General features: G+C 58.2%; 14 protein-coding genes. 4 read left to right on the top strand and 10 right to left on the bottom strand.

The features are described from left to right. Positions 1-29: 29 nt before the first annotated feature. Complete coding sequence (locus tag JAO32_RS05100) at positions 30-731, top strand: TetR/AcrR family transcriptional regulator (protein WP_334238158.1); 702 nt, start codon at positions 30-32, stop codon at positions 729-731. Here the strand turns inward: JAO32_RS05100 and JAO32_RS05095 are convergent. Further along, positions 728-1813, bottom strand: a complete 1086-nt coding sequence (locus tag JAO32_RS05095; RefSeq protein WP_334238156.1) for an MlaD family protein — start codon at positions 1811-1813, stop codon at positions 728-730. The two genes, JAO32_RS05100 and JAO32_RS05095, sit on opposite strands and share 4 nt — an antisense overlap. A 126-nt stretch (positions 1814-1939) precedes the next feature. Next, positions 1940-2329 (bottom strand): holo-ACP synthase, encoded by a 390-nt coding sequence (acpS, locus tag JAO32_RS05090; protein ID WP_334238154.1) that lies wholly within the window; start codon positions 2327-2329, stop codon positions 1940-1942. Between the two features lie 113 nt (positions 2330-2442). On the opposite strand from acpS, the gene JAO32_RS05085 reads away from it, so the two are divergent. Together JAO32_RS05085 and JAO32_RS05080 are read left to right on the top strand one after the other, a co-directional pair. Beyond that, a complete protein-coding gene (locus tag JAO32_RS05085; RefSeq protein WP_334238152.1) occupies positions 2443-2847 on the top strand; it encodes a hypothetical protein in 405 nt (134 codons plus the stop codon). Between the two features lie 43 nt (positions 2848-2890). Further along, entirely contained in the window at positions 2891-3271 is a 381-nt protein-coding gene (locus JAO32_RS05080; protein WP_334238151.1) for an RNA-binding S4 domain-containing protein, read from the top strand. Positions 3272-3341: 70 nt separating this feature from the next. On the opposite strand, the gene JAO32_RS05075 is transcribed toward JAO32_RS05080, so the two are convergent. From JAO32_RS05075 to JAO32_RS05065, 3 genes are read right to left on the bottom strand one after another with little or no spacing between them, the layout of a single operon-like run. Further along, positions 3342-4235 carry an undecaprenyl-diphosphate phosphatase gene (locus JAO32_RS05075; RefSeq protein WP_334238149.1) on the bottom strand — a complete coding sequence of 298 codons (894 nt, stop codon included), beginning with the start codon at positions 4233-4235 and terminating at the stop codon, positions 3342-3344. 18 nt (positions 4236-4253) lie between these two features. Continuing rightward, entirely contained in the window at positions 4254-5237 is a 984-nt protein-coding gene (locus tag JAO32_RS05070; protein WP_334238146.1) for a tetratricopeptide repeat protein, read from the bottom strand. A 19-nt stretch (positions 5238-5256) separates the two neighbouring features. Further along, positions 5257-6282, bottom strand: a complete 1026-nt coding sequence (locus JAO32_RS05065) for a threonine ammonia-lyase (RefSeq protein WP_334238144.1) — start codon at positions 6280-6282, stop codon at positions 5257-5259. A gap of 126 nt (positions 6283-6408) precedes the next feature. Here JAO32_RS05065 and JAO32_RS05060 point away from each other — a divergent pair, with 126 nt between their 5' ends. After that, positions 6409-7053 carry an epoxyqueuosine reductase QueH gene (locus tag JAO32_RS05060; RefSeq protein WP_334238142.1) on the top strand — a complete coding sequence of 215 codons (645 nt, stop codon included), beginning with the start codon at positions 6409-6411 and terminating at the stop codon, positions 7051-7053. Positions 7054-7069: 16 nt separating this feature from the next. Here the strand turns inward: JAO32_RS05060 and JAO32_RS05055 are convergent, their stop codons facing one another. The 5 genes from JAO32_RS05055 to JAO32_RS05035 form a co-directional block, all read right to left on the bottom strand. Further along, on the bottom strand, positions 7070-7591 hold the full coding sequence (locus JAO32_RS05055) for a DUF2165 family protein (protein ID WP_334238140.1): 522 nt from the start codon (positions 7589-7591) through the stop codon (positions 7070-7072). A 27-nt stretch (positions 7592-7618) separates the two neighbouring features. Continuing rightward, positions 7619-8803: an alpha/beta hydrolase family protein gene (locus tag JAO32_RS05050; RefSeq protein WP_334238138.1), complete on the bottom strand. Its 1185-nt coding sequence runs from the start codon at positions 8801-8803 to the stop codon at positions 7619-7621. A 99-nt stretch (positions 8804-8902) separates the two neighbouring features. Further along, positions 8903-10348, bottom strand: coding sequence for a hypothetical protein (locus JAO32_RS05045; protein WP_334238136.1), 1446 nt, complete (start codon positions 10346-10348; stop codon positions 8903-8905). Between the two features lie 231 nt (positions 10349-10579). After that, positions 10580-12121 (bottom strand): sulfatase-like hydrolase/transferase, encoded by a 1542-nt coding sequence (locus JAO32_RS05040; protein WP_334238134.1) that lies wholly within the window; start codon positions 12119-12121, stop codon positions 10580-10582. 123 nt (positions 12122-12244) lie between these two features. After that, positions 12245-13906 (bottom strand): ribonuclease J, encoded by a 1662-nt coding sequence (locus JAO32_RS05035; RefSeq protein WP_334238132.1) that lies wholly within the window; start codon positions 13904-13906, stop codon positions 12245-12247. Positions 13907-13931: the final 25 nt, after the last annotated feature.

Raw genomic sequence — 13931 nt, 5'->3', positions numbered from 1 at the left:
GATGTTCCATTGTGTGTCAAGATGGATACATGGCCAAGAAAGCGAACGCGATGGGTAAAAGTTCGCGTCGAGAAGAGTCACTCTCACGAGAGCAGATTATTCAGGCGGCGATTGCATTGCTGGATGAGAACGGGGAAGAGGGGCTTACATTTCGCGCGCTATCGGAACGGCTCGCAACCGGCCCTGGCGCCCTTTACTGGCATGTTGCCAATAAGAACGACCTGATAACTGCCGCATGCGATGACCTTATCGGAAAGACCATGCGTGAGACATCGTTGACTGGAACACCGCAGGAGAATATCCGCGTGCTGGGATTAGCGATGTTCGATGCGATGGACGCGCACCCATGGCTGGGTTCGGCACTCATGCATGCACCTCAGCAGTCGCCCATGCTGCATCTGGTGGAGCGCATTGGTCATCAGCTTTGTACGATGGGCGTGGCCAAGGCAAAGCATTGGGTGGCTGCATCTACTCTGTTGAACTACATCTTTGGTGTGGGTGGGCGCAACGCTGCAAACGGGCAATATGCACGAGCCAATGGCCGGGACAGAGCGGACTTTTTGGAAACCATCTCCACTGCGTGGTCGCAGCTTGATCCGAACGAGTATCCCTTTGTACGCAGCCTGGCAGCACGGTTGCGTTCACACGACGACCGCAAGGACTTCGCAGCCGGGATGGGTCTCATCCTCCAGGGGATCAGCTCAACTGAATCGCTAGAAACGAATGCTTAGAAGACCTTGAAGTGGATGGTCAGGTACTTCTTCGGGTCGCTGCGAATGGTGTTCACCAGCATCTGCGAATCGACGGCGAGCTTGTCGAGGTTGTGATACAGCGCCGGGTCTTTTACCAGGAGGCCTGCTGAACCTTCTCCCTTGTTGATGCCGGAAAGGATATCGTTCAGGTTCGTGACGGTATCGTTCAACTTGCTTGCGAAGGCCGGGTCCTTGGTGAGCAGGCCAAGTGCACCCTTACCGGCGTCGGCCTCGGCCAGCAGGTTGTTTGCATGGGCAAGGGTGGAGTTCAGATTGTTGTAGAGCGCGTCGTCATGCAGCAGCTTGCCTGCGGAACCTTTGCCAGCAGCAAGATCATCGACGATCTTGTTCAACTTGGTCGTGGTTTCGTTCAGGTTGTTGTAGACCTTGTCGTCGTGCAGCAGCTTGCCTACGGAACCTTTGCCGTTGTTCAGGTTCACTTCGAGTGTGTGTAGCTCTTCAATGGTGGCGTTGGCTCGCTTGTAGAGCGTGTCGTCGTAGATGAGTCCGCCGACGGAACCCTTGCCGGAAGCGATCTGATCCACGATGCGATCCATTTTGGCGAGGATGACGTTCAGGCTCTCAATGGTGCCCTGGCTAGCCTTGACCACGTCCTGCAGATTCGGCGCTTCTAATGTTTTCAGCTCAGCACGATCCTGCACAACGGGACCGTTTGCGGTCTGGCTGTTCAGGTCGATCACGGTGTCGCCGAGTACGCCCACGGTAGAGAGCGAGGCCCGTGTGTCGGTGTGCAGGTCCTGCTGGAACTTGCCGTCAATGCGCATGACCACCTGAATGGGGGTCAGCTTGCGCTTGGGGTCGTGCACCACGTTGACGGACTTGACGGTGCCGATAGTGACGCCCTGCAGATTGACGGCGGCGCCTTCTTTCACGCCCGCGGCGTTTTCAAAGTAGGTGTAGAGGGTCAGCTTGTGGGAGAACAGACCCAACCCCTGAGCACTGGTCATCAGGAAGAGCAGCGTGATCAACAGGGATAGCGACACGATGACCACAATACCCACCTTCAACTGCGACCACTTCACTTCACTCTGGCTGGGCATGCGTCCGGGGCTACTCCTAATAGATCAACTAGATCAACGATTGGCTGAGCGGTGGGTGCGTACCCCGGTCAGTTCATTTCAAACGAAAGCTTACGTTAAATGGATGCAATTCCGGGGACTTTCGTTTCAAGCCATCGGCATGCTTTCCAGAACTACCTGTGCAATGGCAAGGTCGCGGCCATGGGACAGGCTCAGATGCGCGGCGGTCACTCCCATGGTAGCGGCTCTTTCGGCTGCGCGGCCATGAAAGAGGAGGGTGGGGCGCCCGCCGGGAAGATGTGTCACCTCGATCTCACGCCAGCTTACGCCGCGGGAGATGCCCGTGCCGAGCGCCTTGGCTCCGGCTTCCTTGGCGGCAAAGCGCGCCGCCAAGCTCTCTGCGCTGTTCTTCTTGCGCATGCAATAGGCGATTTCGCGTGGTGTGTAGATGCGATTGAGAAAGCGATCGGCAAACCGATTTACGGAATCCTGAATCCGTGAGATTTCGGTCAGATCAACACCTGTTCCAACGATCAAGAGAAAATCCCGTCCTTGGTCTTATGAGACATCAGAAGAGCACTTTGCGATAGAGGCAAACTGTTCCGCAACAGGGCAGTGCAGGGCATCACGGGGCTAGTGGGCAGGCCGATATGTTTGTTGTGAGCGATCCTGCAAGACAGCCCGAACTACGACTGCGCGGCTTTACCTACCTGGACCGAAACGCGCTGATGCCAGAGTTAGGGGTGTCCATTGACCACGCCGGTGGCTGGATTCTGGATCGCAAGACGCTGGATGCCAACTCGCTGGAGTTGGTGATGGAATCACAAGCCGCGTCGTTGCCGGATGTGTATGGCGCGCTGCTGAGCAGCGGCCTGGAACTGACCCGCGACAGCCATCGTGCGTTGGCGCAGCGGTGTCTTTGCAGCCAGTACCTGCCGCTGCGGCGCGGTATAACGGGCATTGTGCTGATGTATGTTGGCATTCAGTTTCTGGAGCAGCGAGCGCAACCGTTGGACATGGTGCAGATCCTCCCCCTGAAGAGTGCTGTGGCCTGATCCTTTGCTATTTCCGTTGCCGGGAAGGCAAGATGGAGAGCAGATGGATTCGGTTCGGCTGGACAAATGGTTGTGGGGGGCGCGCTTCTTTAAGACGCGCGCGCTGGCGGTGAAGGCGTGCGAGCTGGGCAGGATTAAGCTACGCGATCAGCCGGTGAAGCCTGCACGCGAAATCAAGGCAGGCGATCTGCTCCGCATCACCAACGATGGAGGCACGTTCACCGTGGACGTGCTCGCGTTGAGCGACGTGCGTGGGCCTGCTGCGGTGGCACAGGCTCTGTATCGTGAGACGGAAGAGAGCGTGGCTGCCCGTAAACGCGAGCAGGAAGCGAAGAAGATGAATCCGTGGTTTGAGATGGATCGTTCGGAGCGGCCCACGAAGCGGGATCGCAGGGATTTGAATCGGCTTCGTGGTCGATCATGACCAACAAGCAAGAATGCCCTGAACGTAAGGCTTACGTTCAGGGCATTCTTGCTTTAGAAGCTGGTTGTGACTACAGCAGCACGCCGGGGTGCGCGTGGAGCCAGTAGAGAATGACTGCACCGATGACGATGCGATAGGCGGCGAAGATGCCGAAGCCGCGTGTGCGTACCCATGACAGGAACCACGCCACCACAACGTAGGCCACCACAAACGAAACCGCCATGCCGATAATGAGGACGATCCAGCGTTCCGGGCCCATCACTAGCGGTGTGAGAGCCTCAGCGCCTTGTGCGGCAATGTCTTTCGCGCTGGGGTGGACGGCCTTCAGGAGCGAATAGCCGGTGGCGGCGATCATTGTCGGGATGGAGAGCAGGAACGAGAACTCAAGCGCGGCGGGGCGATCCATACCCGCGATCTGACCTGCCGCGATGGTGCTCATGGAGCGCGATGTGCCGGGAACGACAGCGGACAGCACCTGGCAGATGCCGATCCAGACGGCCTGTGGCAGGCTCATGTCTTCCACATGCGTGGTGGAAGGTTCGCGGCGCGATGCCCAGAAATCCACGGCCCACATGATGATGCCGCCGATGAGCAGCGCCAATGCGATGACCGTCATGTTCTCTAGGTTTTCGCCAATCTTCTTTGTCAGCAGCTTTGCCGGGATTGCCGTGCAGACAAAGGCGATGAGCGTGAGCGAGATGGGGTGCGTCAACCACGTCTTGTCGCCGCGTTCGCCCTGCGGGAAGGTGCGGAAATAACGCACGATGCGCAGCAGGAAGAAGAGGAGCAGCGCAAGGATGGCTCCAAGCTGGATGACGATGGTGTACATCTTCCAGAACGGATCCGCGAGCGGGATGTGCAGCAGCGCTTCCGTAATGCGAAGGTGCGCTGTGGAGCTGACAGGCAGGAACTCGGTAAGGCCTTCAACGATGCCAAGGATGATGGAGAGAATGTATGCGTTCAAAGGGCCTTCACCAGCGAATTAGTCGCGGTCACTGCCGTAAATGGCAATGCCTTGCTCCACCCTGTATACCAGACTGATGGCCCGAAGCGTGTAGTCGCTGTTAGGGAAGTTCTGTACCAGGCGGTCACGGAACTGGTGCACGCGCTGCGTGGCTACGTCTGCCTTCTTCTTGTTCTCTTCCGCGGCGTACATGGTTACCAGCACGCCTTGACGGTAAGCGGCATCCCAGAGTGCTTCGGCCGTCTTGGGGCCGTCGGGGAAGGCATCAGCGTACTTGGCGTAGAGCTCGGTTTCGCGTTCGGGGCATTTGGTCAGTCCCTGCCAGTCGCCGCAGACCTTGATGTCCAGTAGATCGAAGGCGGCCAGTGCGGGATATTTGCCAGTGCCGGTCTTCACAATGCGCTCCAGATCCTTCTGGTAGAGCTTCGGACGCATGTTGGGATCGGGGTCTTTCCACGACGGCAAAGTCGAAGCATCGAACTTTGCTTCCTGCCAGCGGACGTCGGCAGAGCGCCATTGCGCTTCGGCTGCCAGAGGCGACGAGGGGAAGTACTCGTAAACGCGCCGATAGAGCAGATAAGCCGACCCCACGGCGGTTTTGGGTGCATGCGGTTCGCTGGCGGCGGCTTCCCATGTGGCGGCTGCGCCGTAAATCAGCTTGTCGCCGTTTGGCGTGGCGGAGGTGACGATGCCCTTATCCTTGATCCAGCCGGAGCGCGGGATACTGCCCTCGTCGGTAGAAAATTCCGGTTCGTCCTCGGTCTCAGAGCGTTCCTGGATATCGGTATTGGCGAAGATGGATACCCAGGGGCCACTCTTTTCGTTGACGACGATCTCGTGTCCCGGCGTGACCGTGCTCACGCGCTGCGAGTTGCCGTCGGGCGCCACGTAGACGTCTGCAGTGTGCAGAACGACACCGCGCCGGGCGTCGGGCGCAACTTGTTTCTGCGCCACGGCGATGGTCGGAAGAGTCAGGCAGAGAACAACGGCAAGCTTGCGCATACGTTTTCTTAGACGGCGATTATGCTTCGGCGGTCAGCAGTTCTTGTTTCAACGACGGATCAATGTTGCCGCCGCTGACCACGGCGACGATCTTCTTCGCTTCCGGCAGACGGTCACTATGGAACAAGGCTGCGGCCAGTGTGACTGCTCCGCTGGGTTCGGGAACGATGTCGGTGGCCAGCAGCAGGACCCTCGTGGCTTCCAGGATTTCCTCTTCGGTAACGGTCACAATGCCGTCCACAAATTTCAGAATGTGCTGGAAGTTGCGCTCACCCAGGCTTTGCGTGCGCAGGCCGTCGGCAATGGTGCGTGTGGTTTCGCTGCCGGGCCATTCGATGAGTTCCTTCTTGTAGAAGCTTTCGGTGGCATCGCCAGCCAGTTCCGGTTCGCATCCCCAGACCTTTGCGTCGCTGCCGGACAACTTGATGCCCGAAGCAACGCCGCTGAGAAGGCCTCCCCCGCTGACGGGAGAAAGAATCAGATCAGCATCGGGAGCCTGTTCAGCGATTTCAAGGCCGCAGGTGGCTTGCCCTGCGATGATGTACGGATCGTCGTACGGCGGCACCATTACGTAGCCGTGTTGGGCCACGAGCTCTTCGGCTTTTTCTTTGCGTTCACTGCTGGCAGGGCCAACAAGAACAACTTCGCCGCCCAGAGCCTTTGTGGCCTCGCGCTTATTGATGGGCGCGGATTCTGGCATGACGATGACAGCCTTTGCGCCCATTGCTCGGCCTGCAAAAGCCACACCCTGTGCGTGGTTGCCGCTGCTGTAAGTGATGACGCCGAGGCTGCGCTCCTCGTCAGTGAGCGACGCGACCTTGTTGTAAGCGCCGCGCAGTTTAAAGCTGCCGATGGGCTGCTCGTTCTCTGCCTTCAGCCAGATTTCGCTGTGCAGCGGAATGTTGAATCCGGCAGCAGCCATGCGTTCGGGATCAAGCCGGTAAAGACCGGTGCGGACACAGGTTCCGGCGATGCGTTCGCGGGCGGCGTGAATGTCGGCAAGAGTGATCAGCGGCTCTGTGGGCATGAGACTATTGTCGCGCATTTGGGGCGGGCTTAAGAAAACACGCACAGAAATGCCCCGGCCAGCGAATTGGCGGGCAATTCGGTATCCTAGAAAGAGGATTTCGCCTGTGGTTTTCAGTGAGTCTCTCATCGGAACAGGAGCACTATGCAGCAACGCGTGAAACTCGAACTGCCGGAGGGGAAGGGCAATCTTCTTCTGCACTCGTGCTGCGCGCCGTGTTCCGGCGAGGTGATGGAGGCGATGGTCGAATCGGGCATCCGCTTCTCGCTGTTCTTCTACAACCCCAACATCCATCCGCGCCGCGAGTATGAGTTGCGCAAGGAAGAGAATGTCGACTTCTGCAAGAAGATGGACATTCCGTTCATTGATGCGGACTACGACATGGACAACTGGTTCGCGCGCGTGAAGGGCATGGAGAACGAACCGGAGCGTGGCATTCGCTGCACGGAATGCTTTGAGATGCGCTTTGAACGTACGGCTCTGTACGCCGCTGAGAATGGCTTCGACATCATCAGTAGTTCGCTTGGTATCTCGCGCTGGAAAGACTTCAACCAGGTGACAGGCGCAGGTGTGAAGGCCGCGTCACGTTATCCGGAGTTGAAGTACTGGGAGTACAACTGGCGCAAGGGCGGCGGCGCATCGCGCATGATTGAAATCAGCAAGCGCGAAAACTTTTACCAACAGGAATACTGCGGCTGCGCTTATTCACTGCGCGATACGAACCTGGTGCGTATCTCCAACGGACGTGAGCCGATTCGTATGGGTGAGAAGTTTTACGGCATGGAGTAACGCCGTCCCTTCGGTTTTAGAGTTCTTCCGGCAACAGCAGAATCACCAGCAGAATGCCTTCGATCGCTACCATGCGGAAGGCGGCTTCCTGTCCGTTCCATATCTGTGATTGCCACATCAGGAACCATTCTGCGCCTACTTCCAGAAATGCCACCAGCCATAGCAAGATACCTGCTGTAAGCGCCACTACACCTATAGCGCGTGCCTGTGCGAAAGCTTGCGGCGTGGCGTTGCGCGCTCGGAACATTGCTGCTGCAGCCCACCAGCACAGCACCATGTTCAACGCTTCGTACGCGATGATGCCGAGGTAAAAGAGCAGGTGCGTCCACGCCGGATGCAACGCACGCCACATGCCTTTGTTGCCGGGGAAGGTGGTGTCCATGTCCAGCACGTGGTGCACGAACTGATAGTTCGATTGAAAGTCGGTGATGTTGTTGAAGACCACCAGCGTGAAGAAAAACGCCATGGCAGCCATCAGCACAGTCTTGGCGAGTCGGACAGTGGGTGTGAAGTGCAAGGATGGCTCCTTGATCGTCATGGTGCAACTGAGAACCAGATGATATCGCTACGACTGGTGGGCCATGCGTAAAACTTTGGCCATGAAGTGAATCAGTTGCCACTGATCTATCAGCGACGGCTCCTTGTTCATGTCGAGATGCGAGAGCATGGGACTCACCAATGCCGCCTGAAGATATTCCGCGCGGAGTTGGCTAGCCATCCACAGCGTTTCCGCTGCGGGGATGATGTTGTCCGCTTCGCCGTGCAACAGGAAAACGGGCACAGTAAGGTCATGCAGGTGTGCTTCGGGCGATAGCTGCTGCATTTCTGCGGCGTGCTTGTTTTCGCTAGTGAGTAGGAGAGAACGCGTGCTGCTGGAGGCTGCATCCATCAAACGTTTTGCTTCCGCGGTCTGCCTCGCATTCAGCAATTTCAGGGCGCTGGATTCGGCGTCATTGTCTTCATACAAGTGCGCGCGAAGAACGTTGCGAATGGGCTTCACATCGCTTGCCGGGACGAACTCTTCAATGTGTTCATATTCCAGAACGAGTGGTCCGTACTCGTGCGCCGGAAGAATTTCTGTGGTGCCATCGGGGCGTGGATCGTTGCCGGTGCGATAGTAGCTGGCAACGCGTGTCATGGCTCCTTGCGAGCCGACGGCGAAGACGAACTTCATGCTGGACGCATACACGGGATTGGCTGCGGCCACGAGCGCGAGTCCGCCTGAGAAGCTGAGTCCCATTACACCGACAGGTTTTCCACGCTGTTGCGCGAACCACTTCGCGGATTCACCAATCGCGTGAATGCTGGCCTCACTGACGCGATAATCCTTGATGGCAGGAAGCTCCGGTGTGAGTACATTAAGGCCACTCGCGGCCATGGCTTGTGCGAAAGCCTCCAGACGAGGTTCATTCATGCCGAGATGGTGTACGCCGTGAAAGACGACAAGGCCTGGCGCATTGGGATGCTTTGCAGGTAGATAAAGTCTTGCTCGCAGATCGCCATCGGGGGTGGGGATGGTCAGGTCGCGTTGCGTGACGGCTTCCGTGGCTTCATTGCGAATGAAGCGAGGAATAGACTGCCCCGCCACTTGTTTCATGACTGCGATGGCTTGCAGGTGCGCGACTATGTAGATGCGCGAGACAAGAATGCCGATCAGCAGGAACGTGATCAGTATGAGCGCCACTGCATAATGCCGAAAACGTTGTCGTGTGCGATTGCTTTCAGAGAGTGCGTACGATTGGGTGGTCACGGGTACGCCCATGATACTGAGTACGGCTAGGAACGTCTGTGAGAAAAGCACAAAAGGCGGCCTTGTGGGCCGCCTTGTGTTCTGCGTGTTGTGGAGTGTTTAGAAGTTGCGGGCGTAGGTGTCTCTGGGAAGGCCGGACTGGCGGGCGCGGTTGCGGAGTGCGAAGGCGCTGGATGAATCCAGTGGGCCGCCGAGCGCGACAAAGTACGGCGCATGGCCGGTGGGAGAGAACACCTGCGGCTGCAGGTTCATGTACTTCTGCTGCAGTTGCACAGCTTTCGCTTGCGCCTGTTGCTCGTGGTTATATGTGTAGGCGATCACGCGCCAGCCAGCCTGCGCTGTTGACGTAAGTAGCGAAGTTGTCGCGGAAGGTTTCGGTGTGCTGGTTGCGGCTGGTTGTGGTGCAGGCTGAGGCTGTGCTTCCACAGGTGCTTGCGCCACTACGGCAGCGTGGGTTTCTGCTGGTGTTGGTTCGCCGTTATGGAAGGTGATCCACAGCACGAAGGCAAGTGTTGCCGCGAGCGCGCCGGAAATCGACAGGGCTTTGCGGCTGATGGGACGCGGCATGAGTGGCCGCAGTCGCTGCAACATGGCAGACGCTGCTGTGCCTGCCTGATGGCGCGGTTCGTTGCGCAGGCTACCCAGGCCGACATCGAACGGGTCGTCTGACTTGGTTGCGACTGGTGGTGTGCGACGCGGTTCCGGTGTGGCAGCTTTCGCGGGGGCTTCGCGGCTTGCCAAGGTGCCCAGCACTGCGTCAGGAGTAGTCGCAGCGCTCTTCAAAGGTGTCGGTGTCTTGGCGGTGTTCGCTGGCTCGCTTACCGCGGCTGCTGGCACAGGTTTTGCAATAGGAGCGGGCTTCATTCTGTCCAAAATGTCCACCACGCCCTGCGCCGTCACTGTGCCATTGAGTGCGTTGGGGATGATGCGATCCATGGGGCTGGGAAGCTTCATCGCCGATGACCCCTGCCATTCCAGAGCAAGGCAGCGCAGCAGTAGCAAGCCCAGGTCGCGGACGTCGCGTTTGCACAGTGCCTCGCGTGCTTCCGGTGTGTCAGCTTCAAAGTCGCCGATGCATTCGCGGGCGCAGTCGCTGCGCAGCTTCACCACTTCGCCGTGGGCATATACGTTGGAGGCATCCACGTGCTCATGGATCAACTCGGCGGCGTGCAGTGCGGCGAGCGCTCCTGATACTGCTTCTGCTACTTCTTTTGTCTCATCGAGTGTTAGTGCGCGATCGCGCAGCACGTCGGCCAGGCTGGCGTCGATGGGTTCCAGCAGGCAGCAGGCCAGCGGGACACTGTCAAACGTGATCTGCCCGCAGTGCTTGATGGCTTGCAGGTTGGGGTGCGTGACGGCAGAGATTTTTCGCCATCGACCTACCAGCTCGCTTTCGTCGAAGTGCGATTCGGTCAGGCGTAGCAGTGCTGGCTGGCCATCGGGTGTGGTGGTGCTGAAGAAGGCGCTACGACCCTCTGAGCGGAGTAACCGGAGAATGGGATAACCGGCAAGTACATTGCCTTCGTATTCGGTCCATAGATGCATACGTCACGATCCTGGGGATGGAGTCTCAAGGGATCGTTTGCACGTTATTCACCAAAGCGAATCGACAATAGTCATGCGGTGTTTCGTTCGGCCTTTTTTATCCTCAGGGAAATTCCTGCCTGCACTTTTCTAAGGATCGGGAAGTTTATCGGCATCTGTTGAGATACTGCGTCACCTGACGCCTTCGTATTTCATGAACAAGCTTATGCTTCGATGAAATCGTCGTGGGCTTTATCCCGCTTCACCTGCTCTTGGATTGGGCTTGGGATCGGTGCGATGATAGCCCTCGGCTAGCTGTTGACGGCTGCGCTGTTCAATCTGGTTCGGGTTCTGCCCAAGCTCGGCCACCAGCACCTTGTGCATCTCGGCGATGCGTTGCTTGTGTTGCGGCAGCGCGGCCATGTTGTGCAGTTCCTTGGGATCGTCGGGCAGATAGTAGAGCTCGTGTTCCTCGGGGTGTTGCTCGTCAATCACGCAGTGATAGACATACTTCCAGTCTCCCTGACGAACCATCGCATAGCCGCTGGATGTGAACTGCGCCCAGTATTCGCTGACGGCTGTGTCCTTCCATGTGTGTTTCGCGTTGTCCATCCACGACAACATGGAGGTGCCATTCCAATCTTTCGGTGCGGTGCCGCCACTAAGCTCAATCAATGTCTGCACCAGATCCAGGTGTGAGCTCGCACCTTTGCGTCGCTGGCCGCCCTTCCAGCGTTTGGGATAGCTGACGACGAGCGGTACACGCGCGGCGGTTTCAAACATGTTGTTCTTCCACCACATGCCATGCTCGCCCATGTTTTCGCCGTGGTCGCTGCTGTAGACGATGATAGTGTTCTCCGCGATGTGCGGATGTGCCTCAAGTGCCGCGAGGACTTTGCCAATCTCGTCATCCACCCAGTTGGTCAGGCCGTAGTAGCATTCGCGGCCCTGCTTCACCACTGCGTCGGGCACGCCAATCTCCTGAAAGCCAGCACGCTGCACCTTGTAGTTCAATGAGAGCGAATCAAGATAGCCCGCGGGAATCTCGGGCATCGGAACTTTGTCCTTGTAGCGACCGAAGTATTGCTGCGGGACGGTAAGAGGGAAGTGCGGCGCGAGATAGCCGACGAACAGGAACCACGGCTCATCCGCATCCTTGTGTTGCGCGAAGAAGTCCAGCGTGCCGGCGGTTACCTTCTCATCGTGGTTCATGATGCTGGAATGATCGCCGGGATGGAATGACTCGAAGCGATCCGAAAGCGATGCCTGCGTCAGATGCGTGGGAGCATCGCGATGGCCCTTGCCGGTCTTGTAGTTGTTGTTGAAGTTGCCGCCCCACTCGATGAATCCATAGCGACGCGTGTAGTCATAATGTTGCTTGCCGCAGAGATAGCTCTTGTAGCCTGCGTCATTCAGCACGCGTGGCAGCGTGGGCATGTTGGCATCGGGTAGCTCGCTGGTCAGGCCCCATGTGTCGACACGTGAGGCATACTTACCTGCCGTCAGCGATGCACGCGACGGCACACACAGCGGCGAGTTGCAGTAATGCGTATCAAACGTAATGCCCTTGGCCGCAAGCGAATCGATGTGCGGCGTCTGAACGAGTTTGTTGCCGTACGCGCCGGTGATGGCGTAGTTGTGCTCGTCCGACATGATCCAGAGAATGTTCGGCTTCTTCTTCGTTGTGGACTTGGGTGCAGCGTGTGCGGCTTGTGCTGCAGCAAGGGCGGCTGCGCTTGTAACGGTATTGCGGAGGAACTTGCGTCGGGAGAGTTCGCCTTGGTCGAAGTTCAATGCTGCTCGCTCCTGCTCGCGGGTTATCTATAGCAGAACATATACGACCGGTAGGCGATGCACTGTCGAAATGAAAAAAGCCGCCACTCTTCGCGGCAGCCTTTTCATGTTTTGAGAGTCAGATCAAATCTCCAGAATCACCGGCATGATCATCGGTCTGCGCTGCGTGTTCTTCTGGATGTAACGCTTCAGGTCGGCGCGGATTTTTTCCTTGATCAGGATCCAGTCACGCTTTTCTTCTGCACTGCTTTCTTCCAGCGTGCGGCCGATGATGTTGCGGGCGTCGGACATGATGCCCTCTTCGTTCACCGCGAAGCCGCGCGTTACGATCTCCGGTGGTCCGGCCTGCTTGCCTGTCATCTTGTCGATGGTGATGATGGCCAGCACGAGGCCCGCTTCGCTCAGGTGGCGGCGGTCGCGGATGATGATGTCTTCCACCACATCAGCCGTGGAACCGGAGTCGATGAGGATGCGTCCGCTGGCGACCTTGCCGGTCTTCTCGATGGTGCTACCGGTAAGTTCCAGCACTTCGCCATCCTCAATCAGCATGGCCTTTTCCGGGATGCCGGTACCGACAGCGATCTCCACATGCTGCGTCAGGTGGCGGTAGTCGCCGTGGACGGGCACGAAGTACTTGGGGCGCAGCAGGTTGATCATCAGGCGCAGTTCTTCCTGCGATGCGTGGCCGCTGACGTGGATGAGGCCGCTCTTGCCGTCGTCGTGGATCACCTTGGCCTTGCGGCGATAAAGGTGGTCGATGACGTTGTAGATGGGCTTCTCATTGCCGGGGATCACGCGCGAGGAGAACAGTACGGTGTCGCCGGGTTCAATGCGGGCGTGCTTGTGGTTGTCCACGGCGGCACGGCTGAGCGCGGACATGGGTTCGCCCTGCGTTCCGCTGATGAGCACGCACACCTGTTCCGGTGGCAGATCCTTGATCTGGCCGCTGTGGATGAGGAGGCCCTGAGGCGGATCGATGTAGCCCAGGTCCATGGCGATTTCGGTGGAGTTGTCCATGGAGCGGCCAATGAGCGCGACCTTGCGGCCATGCTTGTGCGCCAGTTCCATTGCCAGCTTGATGCGGTGGATGGACGACGAGAAGCAGGAGAAGAAGAGGCGCTTCTCTGTGCGCGCAAAGATCTCGTCCAGCCGGGGCTTCACGGCCAGTTCGCCGGGGGTGTAGCCGGGGCGGTCGCAGTTGGTGCTGTCCTGCAGCAGCAGAAGGACACCTTCTTTACCCAGCTCTGCGAAGGAGTGCAGGTCAAAAGGCTTGCCGTCGGGCGAACTGAGGTCGATCTTGAAGTCGCCGGTGTGGACGATGGTGCCCACGGGCGTGCGGATGGCCAGTGCAACACAGTCCACCAGCGAATGGGTAACGCGGATGGGCGAAATCTTGAATGGCCCCAGGACGAAGCTTTCGCCGGGCAGCATCTCAATCAGGTCGGCGTCGTCCAGCAGCTTGTGCTCTTCGAGCTTGCCTTCCACATAGGTCAGCGTGAACTCTGTGCCGTAGACCGGCACGTTCAACTGCGACAGGATGCGGGGAAGGCCACCGATATGGTCTTCATGGCCGTGTGTGAGGACGATGCCACGGACCTTGTCGCGGTTCTCGAGCAGGTACGTGATGTCGGGGACAACGATGTCCACGCCGAGGAGGTCGTCCTCGGGGAACATCAGGCCGGCGTCAATGACGATGATGTCGTCCTTCCACTGGATGGCCATGCAGTTCATGCCGAACTCGCCCAGACCGCCCAGCGGGATTACTTTCAGTGTTTCGTTACCCATGGACTTTCAGGGTAGCACTTCAGTT

It is taken from the genome of Terriglobus sp. ADX1, assembly GCF_036877645.1.
Taxonomy (GTDB): Bacteria; Acidobacteriota; Terriglobia; order Terriglobales; family Acidobacteriaceae; genus Terriglobus.
This window is presented reverse-complemented; position numbering and strand designations above follow the sequence as displayed.